Below are 16,479 nucleotides of genomic sequence, written 5' to 3' on the forward strand. Positions count from 1 at the left end.
GAAGCGACATGGTAAAGTCATGATACCCTAAGCCACTGTCTCTCTGAATGAACTTCACCATGAAATTGAATTATCGCTGGCAAAACGCACAATCCCCGCAAAATCAATTACCCGTAGTCCTCATTCATGGGCTATTCGGTAATCTGGATAACCTCGGCGTACTGGCACGCGATCTGCAAAAACATCACGATACCGTGCAAGTTGATCTGCGCAATCATGGGTTGTCGCCGCGATCGTCAGAGATGACGTATCCGGCCATGGCGCAGGATGTGAGTGAGCTGATCGACGAGCTGGGTCTGGAGCGCGTCATTCTGATAGGCCATTCGATGGGTGGCAAAGTGTCAATGGCGCTGACCGAACGGCTTGCCACACGCATCGATCGTATCGTGGCAATTGATATTGCACCGGTCGATTATCAGGTGCGTCGTCATGACAAGGTGTTTGCCGCCATTCGTGCTGTCAGTGACGCGGGTGCGACACAACGCTCGCAGGCAGCGGAAATCATGCGGCCTCATCTGTCCGGTGAAGAAGGCGTAGTGCAATTTTTGCTGAAGTCATTTCAGCAAGGAGAGTGGCGTTTTAACGTGCCGGTATTGTGGGATCAGTACGAGCATATCGTCGGCTGGAAAGCGGTATCCCCCTGGACGGGCCCTATCCTGTTTATCCGTGGCAGTGAGTCGCCTTATCTGGATGACCGCTATCGCGACCTCCTGGTGCGCCAGTTTCCTGCCGCAAAAGCCCATGTGGTGAGTGGTGCAGGCCACTGGGTACACGCGGAAAAACCCGACGCCGTACTGCGCGCCATCCACCGTTTTCTAGCCTCGAGTTAAGACGCAACGGGAAGATAATCCACCCGGCGGGCGGAGAGGTTGCCTTATACCACGCGTTAATTAAGTCTTAATTGAGTCCTGGCCCCAGTAAACGTTGTCGCCACCGCAACGGCTGGGGTATTATGGCGCGCTCAGTATGAGGGACGGCTGTATGGCCACTTGCATCGTTAACCACATTTCATCAAAACGCGGCCTGAGTTGCTGAAAGCACCAGATAATCCCGGCGGTCAACCCCCGGAGTTCACACGCGGCGTTTTGGCCGAATTTCTTGCAGTACCATTAGTTATGGCAAAAGAACAAACGGATCGCACCACGCTGGATCTGTTCGCGAATGAGCGTCGGCCTGGGCGGCCGAAAACCAATCCGCTCTCGCGTGACGAACAGTTACGGATCAACAAGCGCAACCAGTTGCGGCGTGACAAAGTGCGGGGGCTTCGTCGTGTCGAGCTGAAAATTAACAGTGAAGCGGTAGAAATTCTCAATGCGCTGGCTGAACAAAAAAACATCAGCCGAAGTGAACTGATAGAACAGATGCTGCTGGCACAGTTGGCAGAACAACAAGATTAATGCAACACGACTACAATACAACTACGATAGTGCTGGCGTCATCCATGACGCCTGACGTCCTCAATACATCAGAACGTTTCCCAGTTATCACTGCCTTTCTTAGCCGATGTTGCAGCGGGCAATGCTTTGGCTGACGGAGCCGCCACGGCTTTAACCGGTGCCTGACGTTCGCGTCTTGGCGACAGACCGGATGACTGTTCCTCTGAGAGACGGAAGACAGATACCGCTTCGGTCAGCACCATCGCCTGTTCTTCCAGTGAGCGGGTTGCGGCAGAGGCCTCTTGCACCAGCGCGGCATTTTGCTGAGTCACGCCATCCATTTCCGTAATCGCCTGACCGGCCTGGGCGATACCTTTACTCTGCTCATCCGATGCGGTGGCGATTTCCGACATAATATCGGTCACATTGGTTACCGCTTTCACAATCTCGCTCATGGTGCTGCCTGCGTCAGCCACCAACGAGGAACCGTTATCCACGCAACGAACCGACTCGGCAATCAGATTTTCAATCTCTTTGGCCGCCTGCGCACTGCGTTGCGCCAGGCTTCTTACTTCACCGGCCACCACCGCGAATCCACGCCCTTGCTCACCGGCACGAGCCGCTTCAACCGCCGCGTTCAACGCCAGAATGTTGGTCTGGAAAGCGATGCCATTAATCACACTGGTAATTTCAGCAATTTTCTTCGAACTACCGGAGATTTCCGCCATGGTTTTCACGACATTGTCGACCAATTCCCCGCCCTTACTGGCCGTGGTCGAAGCCTGATGAGCCAGTTGGCTGGCGTGGCTGGCATTTTCCGCGTTCTGTTTCACGGTCGACGTCAGCTGTTCCATACTGGCAGCACTTTCTTCCAACGCCGCTGCCTGCGACTCGGTACGGGCTGCCAGGTCGTTGTTGCCGGATGCGATTTCCGACACGCCCTGATAAATGGAATCCGCACTGCTTCGAATCGTACTCACGGTGTTCGCCAGGCTAGTTTGCATATCGCGCAACAGCGGGAACAGTTTACCTACGCAGTTGTTACCAAAATCCAGAATCGGTTTGCCAAGACGGCCAGCCGCAATCACCTGGAAATGATCACGCAGATCATTGAGCGGGCGCACCAGACAGGCCACCAGATAGCGATCAGTCATAAACAGCATCAACAAACCGGCTACCAGCCCTGCCAGCAAAATATTCTGTCCGACAGCGGTAATGCTTTCTAACCGGTCACCTGCATCGACGAACATCGTTGACCCGGCTTTGTTGAAGTTGGTGAACGAGACATTGAACTGGCGACTGAAGGCGGGCACGATGTCTTTGGCATACTTGTCGTACTCATCGAATTTTTTGTCCACCGCACGCTGGAACATTGGCTCAACCCCTTGGGTAATCAGGTTGCTCCAGTCACGGGTTACCGCGTCCACCAGCTCCGGCGACATGCCGGCATGATCAATCTTTTTGAAGGCTTCCAGGTTAGATTTCAGTAGATCTAACGCAGCCTGTGATGATTTTTGCTGTTCATCTGCCTTCTGATCATCGCCACTCTGCCGATAATCAATCGCACGTGCCAGTCGGGTTACCATACGGAAATACTGGTCATTACCGGTATTAACCAAATTCATATTATTAACCAGCAAAGCACTGGTTTTAGACGTTTCGTTCATGGTTTTGAACGAGTACATGGTGTAGAGCGAGACCGCAATCCATAACACACAGAAGCTGCCAAGCACCCATAACATGGCAGTGCGAATGGCAATATTTTTTAGGAATTGCATAATTGACTCCATAAACGAGCTATTGATCGAGGAGGTAAGGCTTGTTTTGACTTATGTAATGAGAAAGTCTCTCGTTTTGTAAGAAACATTGCTGCACATTTACATTCAATAAAGCACCATGTTTCGTCATCGTCAAAACTATAAGAATATTTAGTCTTTTCTGTTTTTTAAAAAACTAATAAAAATTAGATAGTTAACCAATTACCCATAATTTCAGTTACCTGTGAGAATATCGTATTTAAAAAAAATTAAAAAAACATTAAGAAAGCGATTAAAAAAGAATCAACTAATTGTTTTTACAGCGCGACTGCAGGCAGCCACAGATACACGTTTATCCGCCAGACAGTGTCTGCTATTATTAGCAAATAGTGGGTGACTCAAGCACCATACCCTTAGGAATCAAGAGGTTATTTAATCTATGGCTCTCATAGGCATTTTTTTTGGCAGTGATACTGGTAATACGGAAAATATTGCTAAAACTATCCAGCAACAACTGGGCAGCGACGTCGCCGAACTGCACGACATTGCCAAAAGCAGCAAAGAGGATCTGGAGCGCTTTAACATCCTGCTGTTGGGTATCCCGACCTGGTATTACGGCGAAGCACAGTGTGACTGGGATGACTTCTTCCCAACACTGGAAGAGATTGATTTTTCTGGCAAACTCGTAGCCATCTTTGGTTGCGGTGATCAGGAAGATTACGCAGAGTACTTCTGTGATGCCATGGGCACCATTCGCGACATCATCGAACCACGCGGTGCAAACATCGTCGGTCACTGGCCGACCGAAGGTTACTACTTCGAAGCCTCAAAAGGCCTGGCGGATGACGATCACTTTATCGGCCTGGCTATTGATGAAGACCGCCAGCCGGAACTGACCAGCGAACGCGTCTCCAACTGGGTCAAGCAAATCAGCGAAGAGCTGAATTTGAAAGCCTTACTGGCCTGATTCACCCGTGGCCCTGACGCACCGCTGGTGCCCATGTATTCGGGGCCATATCACCATCGATAGGTAAATATCGACAGATAAATCGATGGCTAAATCGATAATGAGAGCCATAGATAGATAAAACCTATCGCAATCAGTGATACATTTTTTTAACTTTTCATCCTGACAAGGTACAATGTCATCCGCTCAGCCGGATTATGTTTAATGATAAATCCTGGCATACAATTTGTTCCTTATCGATAACTACTCTGAATACAGTACGTTAACCTGAACCATATTGTAAAAGTTCCGTAGTTTTCATTTCGATGGTGCGGTTCTATAATTGAGACACATGACCTTTTTTACGCCGACCGATGATACTAGGCTAATAGCCTCCCAGATAAAGCACGTAACAGGACTAAATCCGCATGACTGACAACAACACCGCATTAAAGAAGGCCGGCCTGAAAGTCACACTTCCACGACTGAAAATTCTGGAAGTCCTTCAGGATCCTCAATGCCACCACGTCAGCGCGGAAGACTTATACAAGAAGCTGATTGATATGGGGGAAGAGATTGGTTTGGCCACTGTCTACCGTGTGCTTAACCAGTTTGACGATGCAGGCATTGTCACCCGCCACAACTTCGAAGGTGGCAAATCCGTTTTCGAACTCACCCAACAGCACCACCATGATCATTTGATCTGTCTGGATTGCGGTCGGGTGATTGAATTCAGCGATGAGTCTATCGAAGCACGCCAGCGTGAAATCTCCGAGAAGCATGGCATCAAGCTCACCAACCACAGTTTGTATCTGTACGGCCATTGCAGTAGCGGCGACTGCCGTGAAGACGACAACGCGCACGACGAACGCTGATTGAGCCTTCTCTTTATTCTGAGCAAAAATAAAACCGCCGAGGCGGTTTTATTTTTATCTTGTACCCCACCATCAGGCGGTGATTAACCCGCCCAACTGTCACGCAAACCCACCGTCCGATTGAATACCAGATGATCAGAACGGGAATATACGCGATCCGCACAAAAATACCCTTCACGCTCAAACTGATAGGCTTTTTCGACCTCGGCATTACCCAAGCTGGCTTCGACAAAGCCCTGAGCAATACTCAGTGAATCAGGATTGATGGTGGAGAGAAAATCCTCTGCTCCGCCAGGGTTAGCCACGCTAAACAGACGGTCATACAGGCGGAACTGCGCTGGCAGCGCGTGAGCGGCAGATACCCAGTGGATCACGCCTTTCACTTTACGGCCGTCAGCCGGATCCTTGCTCAGGGTTTCCGTATCACAGCTGCAGTAAATCGTGGTGATCACACCCTGCTCGTCTTTATCAATACGTTCAGCCTTAATGACATACGCATTGCGCAGACGGACTTCTTTGCCCAGCACCAAACGTTTGTACTGCTTATTGGCTTCTTCACGGAAATCAGCGCGATCGATATACACTTCACGACTGAAGGCAACCTGTCGTGTCCCCATCTCCGGCTTATTCGGATGGTTGGGCATGCTCAGCCACTCTTCATGGCCTTCAGGCAGGTTCTCAATCACCACTTTCACCGGATCCAGTACGGCCATCGCACGTGGTGCATTCTCGTTGAGATCATCACGAATGCACGACTCGAGTGCCGCCATTTCTACGGTGTTATCCTGCTTGGTCACGCCAATGCGGCGGCAGAATTCACGAATAGAAGCAGCAGTATAGCCACGACGACGTAAACCAGAGATGGTCGGCATACGCGGATCGTTCCAGCCTTCGACGATCTTCTCACTTACCAGTTGGTTCAGTTTCCGCTTGGACATGACCGCGTATTCCAGGTTCAGGCGGGAAAACTCGTACTGACGCGGATGGGCAGGAATGCTGATGTTATCCAGCACCCAGTCATACAGGCGGCGGTTATCCTGAAACTCCAGCGTACACAGCGAGTGTGTAATACCTTCCAGCGCATCGGAAATGCAGTGGGTGAAGTCATACATCGGGTAGATGCACCACTTATTGCCGGTCTGATGATGCTCGGCGAATTTGATGCGATACAGCACCGGGTCGCGCATCACGATAAACGGTGATGCCATGTCGATTTTAGCACGCAGACAAGCAGCACCTTCGGCGAAACCGCCATTGCGCATTTTTTCAAACAGCGCCAGGTTCTCGTCAACACGGCGATCACGGTACGGGCTATTTTTGCCTGGAGAAGTCAGCGTGCCGCGATATTCACGAATCTGTTCCGGCGTCAGCTCATCGACATACGCCAACCCTTTATTGATCAGCTCAACGGCATACATGTGCAACTGATCAAAATAATCCGACGAATAGCGAACATTACCGCTCCAGGAAAAACCCAGCCACTGCACGTCATGTTTGATGGACTCAACATACTCGATATCTTCTTTTACCGGGTTGGTATCATCAAAGCGCAGGTTGCACTTGCCGTGGTAATCTTCAGCGATACCGAAGTTCAGGCAGATGGATTTAGCGTGGCCGATATGAAGATAGCCGTTCGGCTCTGGAGGAAAACGCGTCTGGATATGATCGTGTTTACCGGTAGCCAGATCTTCATCGATGATCTGACGAATAAAGTTGGTTGGGCGGGCTTCAGCCTCACTCATGCTTGGTTCCTCAAATGCGAAAAAACAACCCTTAACCACTAATGATCCAACAAGCCACGCCGGGAAACAACCGTTTGTTTCATGAAAATTCAAGATAAAAAAACGGAGCGCGCTTGCAGGCACGCTCCGTTTACCGATATCAGACGGCGATGATGACGCCAGCCGAATTATTCCTGTGAAACCTCACGCAAGGCGGCGGCGATATTCTCCGCCTGGGTGCCAACCACAATCTGCACGCTTTGCTTGTTAAGACGAATCACACCCGCAGCCCCTAACTGACGTGCCGCCGATTCATCCACCAGGCTCGAATCCTTCACGCTCAGGCGCAAGCGAGTGATACAAGCGTCGATGCCGGTCAGATTGTCTTTACCGCCGATGGCCTGCAAATACCCTTTCGCCACCGATTGGGTATTACCCGCAGGAGCGGTAGTCCCCTCCGTTGAGGGCTGGGTCGCAACCGCTTCACGTCCCGGCGTCATCAAGTTAAACCGGGTGATGGTAAAGCGGAACACCACATAATAAATGGCGAAGAACACCACACCCTGGAGCAGCAACATGTACCAATGTGTCGCCAGCGGGTTACGTGTAGAAAGCACCAGGTCCACCAAACCAGCACTGAAACCAAAACCGGCAATCCAGTGCATGCTGGCAGCGATGAATACTGAAATCCCGGTCAACACCGCGTGCAGCACATACAGCACCGGCGCAACAAACATGAAGGAGAATTCCAGTGGTTCAGTAATACCGGTGAAGAAGGCTGCAAACGCCGCCGCCACCATAATGCCCGCCACCCGGCTGCGGTTTTCAGGACGCGCACAGTGATAAATCGCCAGTGCCGCGCCCGGCAAACCAAACATCATGATCGGGAAGAAACCGGCCTGATAACGCCCGGTAATGCCCGGGATCGCTTTGCCAGCATCAATCGCCTGCTGCCCGCTCAGGAAGTTGGGGATATCGTTAATGCCCGCCACATCAAACCAGAACACTGAATTCAGTGCATGATGCAACCCGACCGGAATCAACAGGCGGTTAAAGAAGGCATAAATACCCGCACCCACCGACCCCATCTGCTGGATATGTTCGCCAAAGGAAACCAGCGCGTTATAAATCACCGGCCAGACGTACATCAGCACAAACGCCACCACAATCATCAGCACCGATACCAGAATCGGAACCAGTCGGCGACCATTGAAGAAAGAGAGTGCTTTGGGCAATTCAACCTGGCTGTAGCGGTTATACAACTCGGCGGAAATCACGCCGACCAGGATACCGATGAATTGGTTTTCAATCTTGCTGAATGCCTTTGGCACCTCTGCCAGCGGGATATGCTGAATCATCGATACCGCCGCAGGCGAGCATAGTGTAGTCAACACCAGATAACCGACAAACCCGGACAGCGCCGCCGCACCGTCTTTATCCTTAGACATACCGTAGGCGACACCGACAGCAAACAGCACCGCCATATGCTCGATAATCGCCGCACCAGACTTGATCAACAACGCTGCCAGCGCGCTTTCACTCCCCCAGCCAACCGGGTCTATCCAGTACCCCACCCCCATCAGGATGGCGGCTGCGGGCAATGTAGCGACCGGCACCATCAACGCACGGCCTACTTTTTGTAAATAACCGAGTGTACTCACCTTCCCCTCTCTTTCCCTTACGGGCAATAAATTGTCTGTCAGCCTTGTTACCAAATCACCCGCCAGCCATGTGGGCCTGACCAGAGTGCCAAAAAAATAATTCGCCACACAAATTAATAACAGTGATTATGTGATAATAATCACCACAAACGCACATATTAAAAGTTTATGGCGCCTCATTAACACAACTTATTTCAAGACTAAAAAAAACACGCTACACTAGCCCCCAGATAAACACCTACACATAGCATCGGCATAGTACCTGGCAGCCAATCTATCTGGCTGCGACTACCCGATGATAGCTAACCGATTGCCAGAGGAGAGCACCATGAGACTGATTCCACTAACGACCCCCGCCGAGGTTGGCAAATGGGCCGCCCGCTATATTGTCGAGCGCATCAATGCTTTCAACCCAACGGCGGAACGCCCGTTCGTGCTCGGTCTGCCAACCGGCAGCTCGCCGCTGGAAGCCTACAAAGCGCTGATTGCGCTATACAAAGCAGGTCAGGTCAGCTTTAAGCATGTTGTTACCTTCAACATGGATGAATACGTCGGGCTACCGGCGGACCACCCGGAAAGCTACCGCACCTTTATGTACCAGAATTTTTTCAATCACGTTGATATTCCGGAAGGAAACATTAACCTGTTGAATGGCAACGCGGAAGATATCGCTGCTGAGTGTCAGCGTTATGAAGAAAAAATCAAGTCTTACGGCAAGATTCATCTGTTCATGGGCGGCGTCGGCAACGATGGCCATATCGCTTTTAACGAACCGGCGTCTTCTCTGGTATCCCGTACCCGTATCAAAACGCTGACGGAAGAGACCCGTATCGCCAATTCCCGTTTCTTCGACGGCGATGTTAACCAGGTGCCTAAATACGCCCTGACAGTCGGCGTGGGTACGCTGCTGGATGCAGAAGAAGTCATGATTCTGGTTAGCGGCCGTCATAAGGCACTGGCGCTTCAGGCGGCGGTAGAAGGCAATGTGAATCACATGTGGACCATCAGTTGCCTGCAGTTGCACGCTAAAGCGCTGATGGTGTGCGATGAGCCTTCCACCATGGAATTAAAAGTGAAGACCGTGAAATATTTCCGCGAGCTGGAAGCTGAAAATATCCAAAATCTGTAATCGGTGAGCCAGGAGCTTAGAGATGTTCGCTTTAATCAATGGTCGTGTTTTTACCGGCCACCAGATCCTTGACGGTTATGCCGTCGTCGTCGCCGATGGATTGATCGAGGCAGTATGCCCGGCACATGAACTGCCTGACACCCTGCCCCGGCGTGATCTTGCCGGTGCGCTACTGGCCCCTGGCTTTATCGACCTGCAATTGAATGGTTGCGGCGGCGTTCAGTTCAATGACGCGCTAAGCAGCCTTTGCGTCCAAACACTGGAAACCATGCAGAAGGCCAACGAAAAATCCGGCTGCACCAGTTTCTTACCGACGCTTATCACCTCCTCTGATGAATTCATGCGCCACAGCATCGGCGTCATGCGTGCCTGGCTTGCTCAGCACCGCCATCAGGCGCTGGGGTTGCATCTGGAAGGCCCGTGGCTTAACCCGATAAAAAAAGGCACCCACGATGCCAGTTTTATCCGCCAGCCGGACGATGAGTTGGTGGCTTATCTGTGTGACAATGCCGATGTCATTAGCAAGGTCACGCTGGCGCCGGAAATGGTGCCAGATAGCGTGATAAGGCAGTTGAGCGATGCGGGCATCGTCGTATCCGCCGGGCACGCTCATGCCACCTGGGAACAGGCCAAACGGGGTTTTGCCGCCGGGATCCGCTTTGCTACCCACCTGTTTAACGCCATGCCCCCTGTTACCGGCCGGGAACCTGGTCTGGTCGGTGCCGTCTATGACGCACCGGAAGTCTATTGCGGCATCATTGCCGATGGTCATCATGTCAGTTGGGCGACTATCCGCAACAGCAAACGCATCAAGGGCGACAAACTAGTGCTGGTCACCGACGCTACGGCACCCGCGGGTTCCACTATCGACCAGTTCACATTTGCCGGTAAAACCATATACTACCGCGACGGCATCTGTGTGGATGAGAATGGCACCCTGAGCGGTTCGGCTCTCACCATGATCGATGCCGTACGCAATTGCGTAGAACACGCGGGTATCGCTCTGGATGAAGCGCTGAGAATGGCGACGCTCTATCCGGCAAGAGCCATCGGCGAAGCATGTCGACTGGGAAGCATTGAAACAGGAAAAGTGGCAAACCTGACGGCATTTACCCGCGATTTTGACATCCTCAGTACGTTTGTGAATGGTGAAGAAGTCTTTCGCAAATCGTAAGCGTATTGCATCGACACGAGTAATGCGTCATGACCACAGGCGGACAAACCCAGATAGGGAATATCGATCTGGTTAAACAACTCAACAGTGCGGTCGTGTACCGCCTGATTGACCAGCAAGGCCCTATCTCCCGAATTCAGATTTCAGAACAGAGCCAGCTTGCTCCCGCCAGCGTCACCAAAATTACCCGCCAGCTGCTGGAGCGCGGTCTAATCAAAGAAGTGGATCAGCAGGCATCAACCGGTGGGCGTCGCGCTATTTCCATCATTTCTGAAACACGGCCGTTTCATACCGTGGCGGTGCGACTCGGCCGCCACGATGCCACCCTCGCCTTATACGATTTACAGGGCAAACGGCTGGAAGAAGAGCACTGCAACCTGCCGGAAAATACCCAGGAAACGCTGGAAAGCGCTTTATTCACCGTTATTGATCAATTCATCACCCGTCATCAGCGCCGAATCCGCGAATTAATCGCGATTTCAGTGGTGTTACCGGGGCTGGTCGACCCGATTGCCGGTGTCGTGCGTTATATGCCGCATATCAGCGTGGATAACTGGCCACTGGTTGACAACCTCGAACAGCGTTTCAACGTACACAGTTTTGTTGGTCATGATATCCGCAGTCTGGCCCTGGCCGAGCACTATTTTGGCGCCACCCGCGACTGTCAGGACTCGTTACTGGTGCGGGTTCATCGCGGCGTAGGTGCCGGTATTATCGTCAACGGCAAAATCTTCCTTGGTAGCAACAGCAATGTGGGGGAGATAGGGCACATCCAGATTGATCCCTTAGGTGACCGCTGCCACTGCGGCAACTTTGGTTGCCTTGAAACGGTAGTATCCAACGGTGCGCTGGAACAGCGGGTTCGTCATTTGCTGCAACAAGGTTTCCCCAGCAAACTGACGCTCGATGACTGCCAGATTGCCGCCATCTGTAAAGCGGCAGTCAAAGGCGATCGCCTGGCCAAAGAACTGATAGAAGCAGCCGGGCAGCAGTTGGGCAAAGCCATCGCGATTGCTGTTAACCTGTTTAACCCACAACGGGTCGTTATCGCTGGTGAAATTACCGCCGCAGACAAAATTCTGTTGCCCGCCATTGAGCGTTGCATCAATACGCAGGTGCTAAAAGATTTCCGGCAAAACCTGCCCGTTGTCGTCTCCGAATTGCAGCATTTGTCTGCCATCGGCGCTTTTGCGCTGGTAAAACGCGCCATGCTTAATGGTGTATTGCTGCAACGTCTGCTTGAAAATCAGTAAGTTTTGGTTTTTGCTATAAGGCCGGATTATGAGATCGCTAAAAATCCGGCCTCTCTTTTCAGGCATTATGAATAAACCACAATAGAACACGCCAAAAATTACACATTCACCATCACAATGGCTTTTTTCATTAAATGATATTGAATTAGCATCCCCTTTTGATGCTAAATCAGTGTTACCGATACGGCGGTGACCGACCCACAGCAATACCACTCGGCAAGGAAAACCGCTGCTTACCGCCATACACTTTGACAGTTTTCACGTTGTGATACGTGAATAAAGGGAGCCTTTGGTATGTGTTCTATTTTTGGTGTGCTTGATCTGAAAACTGACCCGGTTGAACTGCGTAAAAAAGCGCTGGAATTGTCCCGTCTGATGCGCCATCGCGGCCCGGACTGGTCCGGTGTTTACGCCAGCGACAAAGCCATTCTGGCGCATGAACGTCTGTCTATTGTCGACGTCAACACCGGTGCTCAGCCCCTCTACAACCAGGCGCACACCCACGTTCTGGCCGTGAACGGTGAAATTTATAACCATCAGGCTCTGCGTCAGCAATATGGTGACCGCTACCAGTTTCAGACCGGTTCCGACTGTGAAGTGATTCTGGCGTTGTACCAGGAAAAAGGACCGGAATTCCTGGATGAACTGCGCGGTATGTTCGCCTTCGCACTGTATGACAGCGAAAAAGACGCTTACCTGATCGGCCGCGATCATCTGGGCATCATCCCGCTGTATATGGGTTACGACGAGCACGGCAACTTTTATGTCGCCTCTGAAATGAAAGCGCTAGTGCCGGTATGCCGCACCATCAAAGAATTCCCGGCAGGTAGCTACCTGTGGAGTCAGGACGGCGAAATTCGTGAATACTATCGTCGTGACTGGTTCGAATACGACAACGTAAAAGATAACGTCACCGACGCCGACGAACTGCGTGAAGCACTGGAAGAGTCAGTGAAAAGCCACCTGATGTCCGATGTGCCTTACGGCGTATTGCTGTCCGGTGGTCTGGATTCGTCCATCATTTCCGCCATCACCAAAAAATTCGCTGCCCGCCGCGTGGAAGATGACGAGCGCAGCGAAGCCTGGTGGCCGCAGCTTCACTCATTTGCCGTTGGACTGGAAGGCGCGCCTGACCTGAAAGCGGCACGTGATGTTGCCGAACATCTCGGCACGGTGCACCACGAAATCCATTTCACGGTACAAGAAGGTCTGGACGCTATCCGCGACGTGATTTATCACATCGAAACCTATGACGTCACGACCATCCGCGCCTCGACGCCGATGTACCTGATGTCACGTAAAATCAAAGCTATGGGTATCAAGATGGTGCTGTCCGGTGAAGGTTCGGACGAAGTCTTCGGCGGCTACCTCTACTTCCACAAAGCGCCGAACGCCAAAGAATTCCATGAAGAAACCGTGCGTAAACTGCTGGCTCTGCACCAGTATGACTGCGCCCGCGCGAACAAAGCGATGTCGGCCTGGGGTGTTGAAGCACGCGTACCGTTCCTGGATAAGAAATTCCTGGACGTCGCCATGCGTATCAACCCGAAAGACAAAATGTGCGGTAACGGCAAAATGGAAAAGCACATTCTGCGTGAATGTTTCGAATCCTATCTGCCGCACAGCGTGGCGTGGCGCCAGAAAGAGCAGTTCTCCGACGGCGTTGGCTACAGCTGGATTGATACACTCAAAGAAGTGGCCGCTAAACAGGTTACCGACCAGCAACTGGAAACCGCACACTTCCGTTTCCCGTACAACACGCCGACCAGCAAAGAAGGCTACCTGTACCGCGAAATTTTTGAAGAACTGTTCCCGGTTCCAAGCGCGGCTGAATGCGTCCCTGGCGGCCCGTCAGTAGCCTGTTCGTCAGCTAAAGCCATTGAATGGGATGAATCCTTCAAAAAGATGGATGACCCGTCAGGCCGCGCCGTCGGCGTGCACCAGTCCGCCTACCAATAACCCGCTTTATTTTACTGTTTTAAACGGGCCATTAGCGGCCCGTTTTTCTTATGGAATGCCGTTAAAAGTCTGCTTTCTGACGCTTTTCTCACCAGACTGTTCACAACCCAAACAAACAGCTCGAATACGCCGTTTTTAGGGAAAAAATGTGTTGACGCCAAAAGGCCAACTCCGCATAATGCGCCCCGCAACGCCGATGAAGGTGACGCGGAAAAGATGGCTACGTAGCTCAGCTGGTTAGAGCACAGCACTCATAATGCTGGGGTCACAGGTTCGATTCCCGTCGTAGCCACCATTTTTTCCCTGCGGGAGTGGCGAAATTGGTAGACGCACCAGATTTAGGTTCTGGCGCCGCAAGGTGTGCGAGTTCAAGTCTCGCCTCCCGCACCATTATCTTCGTCGGTGTGAAAACCGAAAGCGTCAACTCGGGTTGCAGCAATTTATTGGGGTATCGCCAAGCGGTAAGGCAGCGGGTTTTGATCCCGCCACTCCCAGGTTCGAATCCTGGTACCCCAGCCATATATTTAGTGAGACACATCTTACGATGTGCACCCTGTTGGGGTATCGCCAAGCGGTAAGGCAGCGGATTCTGATTCCGCCATCCCGAGGTTCGAATCCTCGTACCCCAGCCATTTTCAGTCACAAAGCCTCAGGCTTTTGACCGTGCAGTAATTTGGCTACGTAGCTCAGCTGGTTAGAGCACAGCACTCATAATGCTGGGGTCACAGGTTCGATTCCCGTCGTAGCCACCACATTAAATTGGGGTATCGCCAAGCGGTAAGGCAGCGGATTCTGATTCCGCCATCCCGAGGTTCGAATCCTCGTACCCCAGCCATACAGAAAAGCCCGTTTATCGGGCTTTTTCTTTTTTTCTCTTTTTGTCCGCCATCTCTGGTGCGCTGTCCCGTATAAGCACCCGCTGCCAACCTATTGTCGGCAGCGGTTTGGTGATTAATGTGCGACGGAATTGGAAAACAGGTTAATGACCGCGACCCCGGCAATAATTAATGCCATTCCCAGTACCGCAGGCCAGTCCAGCCGTTGGTCGTAAAAAACCCAGCTTACCGCCGCGATCAATACGATACCGACACCGGACCAAATGGCGTAAATCACCCCCGTCGGCAACACCCGCATCGAAATGGTCAGGCAATAAAACGCAATGGCATAAAACACCACCGTGACCACACTCGGCACTAGCCGGGTAAAACTCTCCGACAGTTTGAGTGCCGTCGTCGCTATCACTTCCGAGACAATTGCCAGACAAAGAAATAAATAAGTCATCAGTTTTACTACCCAAAGATAAGGCTTTCACCACAAAAACCGCGATACCGCGGAATGATACAGACCAGCACATTATTGCTGACACATCGTCAATACCGCACCACTGTAATGGTGCGGCATGAAAGCGATATGACGGCGAAAAGAGAATCCCCTGATACGCCAATACCGCTGGCTATAGCCCTAATGCATACCGCAACGCCTGCTGTTTCAGTTTCCCGGCACGTTGCGCCGCCATCAGCGCCAGATTACGCGCCAGCTCAAGCGGTGGCAGACGGTTACTGAACGCGCCATAAAACAGATCCATGCCGCTTTGCATCAACAGATTGTCGGGCTTACGCAACCGTTGATAACGCTGCAACACCGGTTCGCCGTACCAGACCTCGCCGTCATCACGAGCCTGAATAACTACATCCATCAGTGTGGAAACATCACGATACCCCAAATTCACCCCCTGCCCGGCCAGCGGGTTGATGGTATGGGCAGCATCGCCAATCAAGGCTAATCCCGGCAACACATACTGCTGAGCATGGCGGCGCACCAGTGGGAACGCGCCAACGGCAACGGCATTGACTGCCCCCAGTCGCTCGGGAAACGCCTCGGCAATAGCCTTATTGAGTTGAGGAAGCGACATCGCCTGTAACTGGTGAATACGCTGCGGGCTGTCGTACCACACCAGCGAGCACCAACCGTCAAACAGCGGCAGGAATGCGCGTGGCCCGGACGGCGTAAATCGCTGCCAGGTCGCATCCTGCTGTGGTCCCTTCATTTCAGCGCTGATCAGCATGCAGGACTGGCGATATTGCCAGCCAGTAATACCAATACCCGCCCACTGCCGAATGCGTGAATTAGCACCATCCGCACCAATCACCAGCGATGCGGACAGGCTATCGCCCTGTTCGCTGCTAAGCCGCCACTGGTCGTCCTCACGGTGCAACCCTTGTAATTGCCACGGGCATAACAGCGTTACGTCTGGCGTCTTCTCCAGCTCCTGCCATAACGCCAGTTGCAGTACCCGGTTTTCCACCATGAACCCCAGCTCAGATAACCCAAGGTCTGCCGCATCAAACACCACATGTGCGTTGTCCCATTCCCAGGTTTCAAGCCGTCGATATGGCGCGCTACGCATCTGCTCAACGTTCTGCCATACGCCCAGCCGCTCAAGCAATCGGACCGATGCCAGACCGATTGCCGAAACACGCACATCCGGCGCACTGCCCACGACAAACGGTGGTGGTGCCTCCAGCTCCAGTACCGCCACCTGAAAACCACGTTGTGCCAGGCCCAACGCAGCGGCGGCACCGACCATGCCGCCGCCTACAATTACCGCATCATAGTGCATACTCGCCC

At 52.2% G+C, this 16,479-nt stretch carries 13 protein-coding genes and 6 tRNA genes; 14 read left to right on the plus strand and 5 right to left on the minus strand.

Annotation, left to right across the window (positions count from 1 at the left end; genetic code table 11):
• The first annotated feature begins 59 nt into the window (after positions 1-59).
• Positions 60-830, plus strand: coding sequence for an esterase (ybfF, locus tag FGI04_RS12825; protein ID WP_342699518.1), 771 nt, complete (start codon positions 60-62; stop codon positions 828-830).
• 285 nt (positions 831-1,115) lie between these two features.
• Positions 1,116-1,397, plus strand: a complete 282-nt coding sequence (gene ybfE, locus FGI04_RS12830; protein WP_012883886.1) for a LexA regulated protein — start codon at positions 1,116-1,118, stop codon at positions 1,395-1,397.
• Positions 1,398-1,465: 68 nt separating this feature from the next.
• Here the strand turns inward: ybfE and FGI04_RS12835 are convergent, their stop codons facing one another.
• On the minus strand, positions 1,466-3,154 hold the full coding sequence (locus tag FGI04_RS12835) for a methyl-accepting chemotaxis protein (protein WP_407336832.1): 1,689 nt from the start codon (positions 3,152-3,154) through the stop codon (positions 1,466-1,468).
• 418 nt (positions 3,155-3,572) lie between these two features.
• On the opposite strand from FGI04_RS12835, the gene fldA reads away from it, so the two are divergent.
• Both fldA and fur read left to right on the plus strand, forming a co-directional pair.
• On the plus strand, positions 3,573-4,100 hold the full coding sequence (gene fldA / locus FGI04_RS12840; protein WP_342699516.1) for a flavodoxin FldA: 528 nt from the start codon (positions 3,573-3,575) through the stop codon (positions 4,098-4,100).
• Positions 4,101-4,507: 407 nt separating this feature from the next.
• Entirely contained in the window at positions 4,508-4,954 is a 447-nt protein-coding gene (gene fur / locus FGI04_RS12845; protein ID WP_012770614.1) for a ferric iron uptake transcriptional regulator, read from the plus strand.
• 83 nt (positions 4,955-5,037) lie between these two features.
• Here the strand turns inward: fur and glnS are convergent, their stop codons facing one another.
• Together glnS and nagE are read right to left on the minus strand one after the other, a co-directional pair.
• A complete protein-coding gene (glnS, locus tag FGI04_RS12850) occupies positions 5,038-6,696 on the minus strand; it encodes a glutamine--tRNA ligase (protein ID WP_407336833.1) in 1,659 nt (552 codons plus the stop codon).
• Between the two features lie 167 nt (positions 6,697-6,863).
• Positions 6,864-8,336, minus strand: a complete 1,473-nt coding sequence (gene nagE / locus FGI04_RS12855; RefSeq protein WP_342699514.1) for an N-acetylglucosamine-specific PTS transporter subunit IIBC — start codon at positions 8,334-8,336, stop codon at positions 6,864-6,866.
• Positions 8,337-8,664: 328 nt separating this feature from the next.
• On the opposite strand from nagE, the gene nagB reads away from it, so the two are divergent.
• The 10 genes from nagB to FGI04_RS12905 all read left to right on the plus strand — a co-directional run bounded on the left by nagB (position 8,665) and on the right by FGI04_RS12905 (position 14,686).
• The gene (gene nagB, locus FGI04_RS12860) at positions 8,665-9,465 is read left to right on the plus strand and encodes a glucosamine-6-phosphate deaminase (RefSeq protein ID WP_342699513.1); all 801 of its coding nucleotides are present in this window, start codon (positions 8,665-8,667) and stop codon (positions 9,463-9,465) included.
• A gap of 22 nt (positions 9,466-9,487) precedes the next feature.
• Positions 9,488-10,639 (plus strand): N-acetylglucosamine-6-phosphate deacetylase, encoded by a 1,152-nt coding sequence (gene nagA / locus FGI04_RS12865; RefSeq protein WP_407336834.1) that lies wholly within the window; start codon positions 9,488-9,490, stop codon positions 10,637-10,639.
• A 29-nt stretch (positions 10,640-10,668) separates the two neighbouring features.
• Complete coding sequence (nagC, locus tag FGI04_RS12870) at positions 10,669-11,892, plus strand: DNA-binding transcriptional regulator NagC (RefSeq protein WP_248588095.1); 1,224 nt, start codon at positions 10,669-10,671, stop codon at positions 11,890-11,892.
• 294 nt (positions 11,893-12,186) lie between these two features.
• Positions 12,187-13,851 (plus strand): asparagine synthase B, encoded by a 1,665-nt coding sequence (asnB, locus tag FGI04_RS12875; protein ID WP_342699511.1) that lies wholly within the window; start codon positions 12,187-12,189, stop codon positions 13,849-13,851.
• A 218-nt stretch (positions 13,852-14,069) separates the two neighbouring features.
• Positions 14,070-14,146 (plus strand) — tRNA-Met (locus FGI04_RS12880).
• A 10-nt stretch (positions 14,147-14,156) separates the two neighbouring features.
• A tRNA-Leu gene (locus FGI04_RS12885) sits at positions 14,157-14,241 on the plus strand.
• 54 nt (positions 14,242-14,295) lie between these two features.
• Positions 14,296-14,370: transfer RNA gene (locus tag FGI04_RS12890), tRNA-Gln, on the plus strand.
• A 38-nt stretch (positions 14,371-14,408) separates the two neighbouring features.
• Positions 14,409-14,483 (plus strand) — tRNA-Gln (locus FGI04_RS12895).
• A gap of 43 nt (positions 14,484-14,526) precedes the next feature.
• A tRNA-Met gene (locus tag FGI04_RS12900) sits at positions 14,527-14,603 on the plus strand.
• 8 nt (positions 14,604-14,611) lie between these two features.
• Positions 14,612-14,686: transfer RNA gene (locus tag FGI04_RS12905), tRNA-Gln, on the plus strand.
• A 116-nt stretch (positions 14,687-14,802) separates the two neighbouring features.
• Here FGI04_RS12905 and FGI04_RS12910 read toward each other — a convergent pair.
• Both FGI04_RS12910 and ubiF read right to left on the minus strand, forming a co-directional pair.
• Positions 14,803-15,132, minus strand: a complete 330-nt coding sequence (locus FGI04_RS12910; RefSeq protein WP_407273129.1) for a DMT family transporter — start codon at positions 15,130-15,132, stop codon at positions 14,803-14,805.
• Between the two features lie 172 nt (positions 15,133-15,304).
• The gene (gene ubiF, locus FGI04_RS12915) at positions 15,305-16,471 is read right to left on the minus strand and encodes a 3-demethoxyubiquinol 3-hydroxylase (RefSeq protein WP_407336835.1); all 1,167 of its coding nucleotides are present in this window, start codon (positions 16,469-16,471) and stop codon (positions 15,305-15,307) included.
• Between the last annotated feature and the right edge of the window lie 8 nt (positions 16,472-16,479).

The sequence above is a fragment of the Dickeya ananatis genome, from assembly GCF_019464615.1.
GTDB lineage: Bacteria > Pseudomonadota > Gammaproteobacteria > Enterobacterales > Enterobacteriaceae > Dickeya > Dickeya oryzae.

Bases quoted from the DNA above. Each gene is read 5' to 3' on its own strand.
- ybfF (WP_342699518.1), top strand. From the start codon at position 60: ATGAAATTGAATTATCGCTGGCAAAACGCACAATCCCCGCAAAATCAA.
- ybfE (WP_012883886.1), top strand. From the start codon at position 1,116: ATGGCAAAAGAACAAACGGATCGCACCACGCTGGATCTGTTCGCGAAT.
- FGI04_RS12835 (WP_407336832.1), bottom strand. From the start codon at position 3,154: ATGCAATTCCTAAAAAATATTGCCATTCGCACTGCCATGTTATGGGTG.
- fldA (WP_342699516.1), top strand. From the start codon at position 3,573: ATGGCTCTCATAGGCATTTTTTTTGGCAGTGATACTGGTAATACGGAA.
- fur (WP_012770614.1), top strand. From the start codon at position 4,508: ATGACTGACAACAACACCGCATTAAAGAAGGCCGGCCTGAAAGTCACA.
- glnS (WP_407336833.1), bottom strand. From the start codon at position 6,696: ATGAGTGAGGCTGAAGCCCGCCCAACCAACTTTATTCGTCAGATCATC.
- nagB (WP_342699513.1), top strand. From the start codon at position 8,665: ATGAGACTGATTCCACTAACGACCCCCGCCGAGGTTGGCAAATGGGCC.
- nagA (WP_407336834.1), top strand. From the start codon at position 9,488: ATGTTCGCTTTAATCAATGGTCGTGTTTTTACCGGCCACCAGATCCTT.
- nagC (WP_248588095.1), top strand. From the start codon at position 10,669: ATGACCACAGGCGGACAAACCCAGATAGGGAATATCGATCTGGTTAAA.
- asnB (WP_342699511.1), top strand. From the start codon at position 12,187: ATGTGTTCTATTTTTGGTGTGCTTGATCTGAAAACTGACCCGGTTGAA.
- FGI04_RS12910 (WP_407273129.1), bottom strand. From the start codon at position 15,132: ATGACTTATTTATTTCTTTGTCTGGCAATTGTCTCGGAAGTGATAGCG.
- ubiF (WP_407336835.1), bottom strand. From the start codon at position 16,471: ATGCACTATGATGCGGTAATTGTAGGCGGCGGCATGGTCGGTGCCGCC.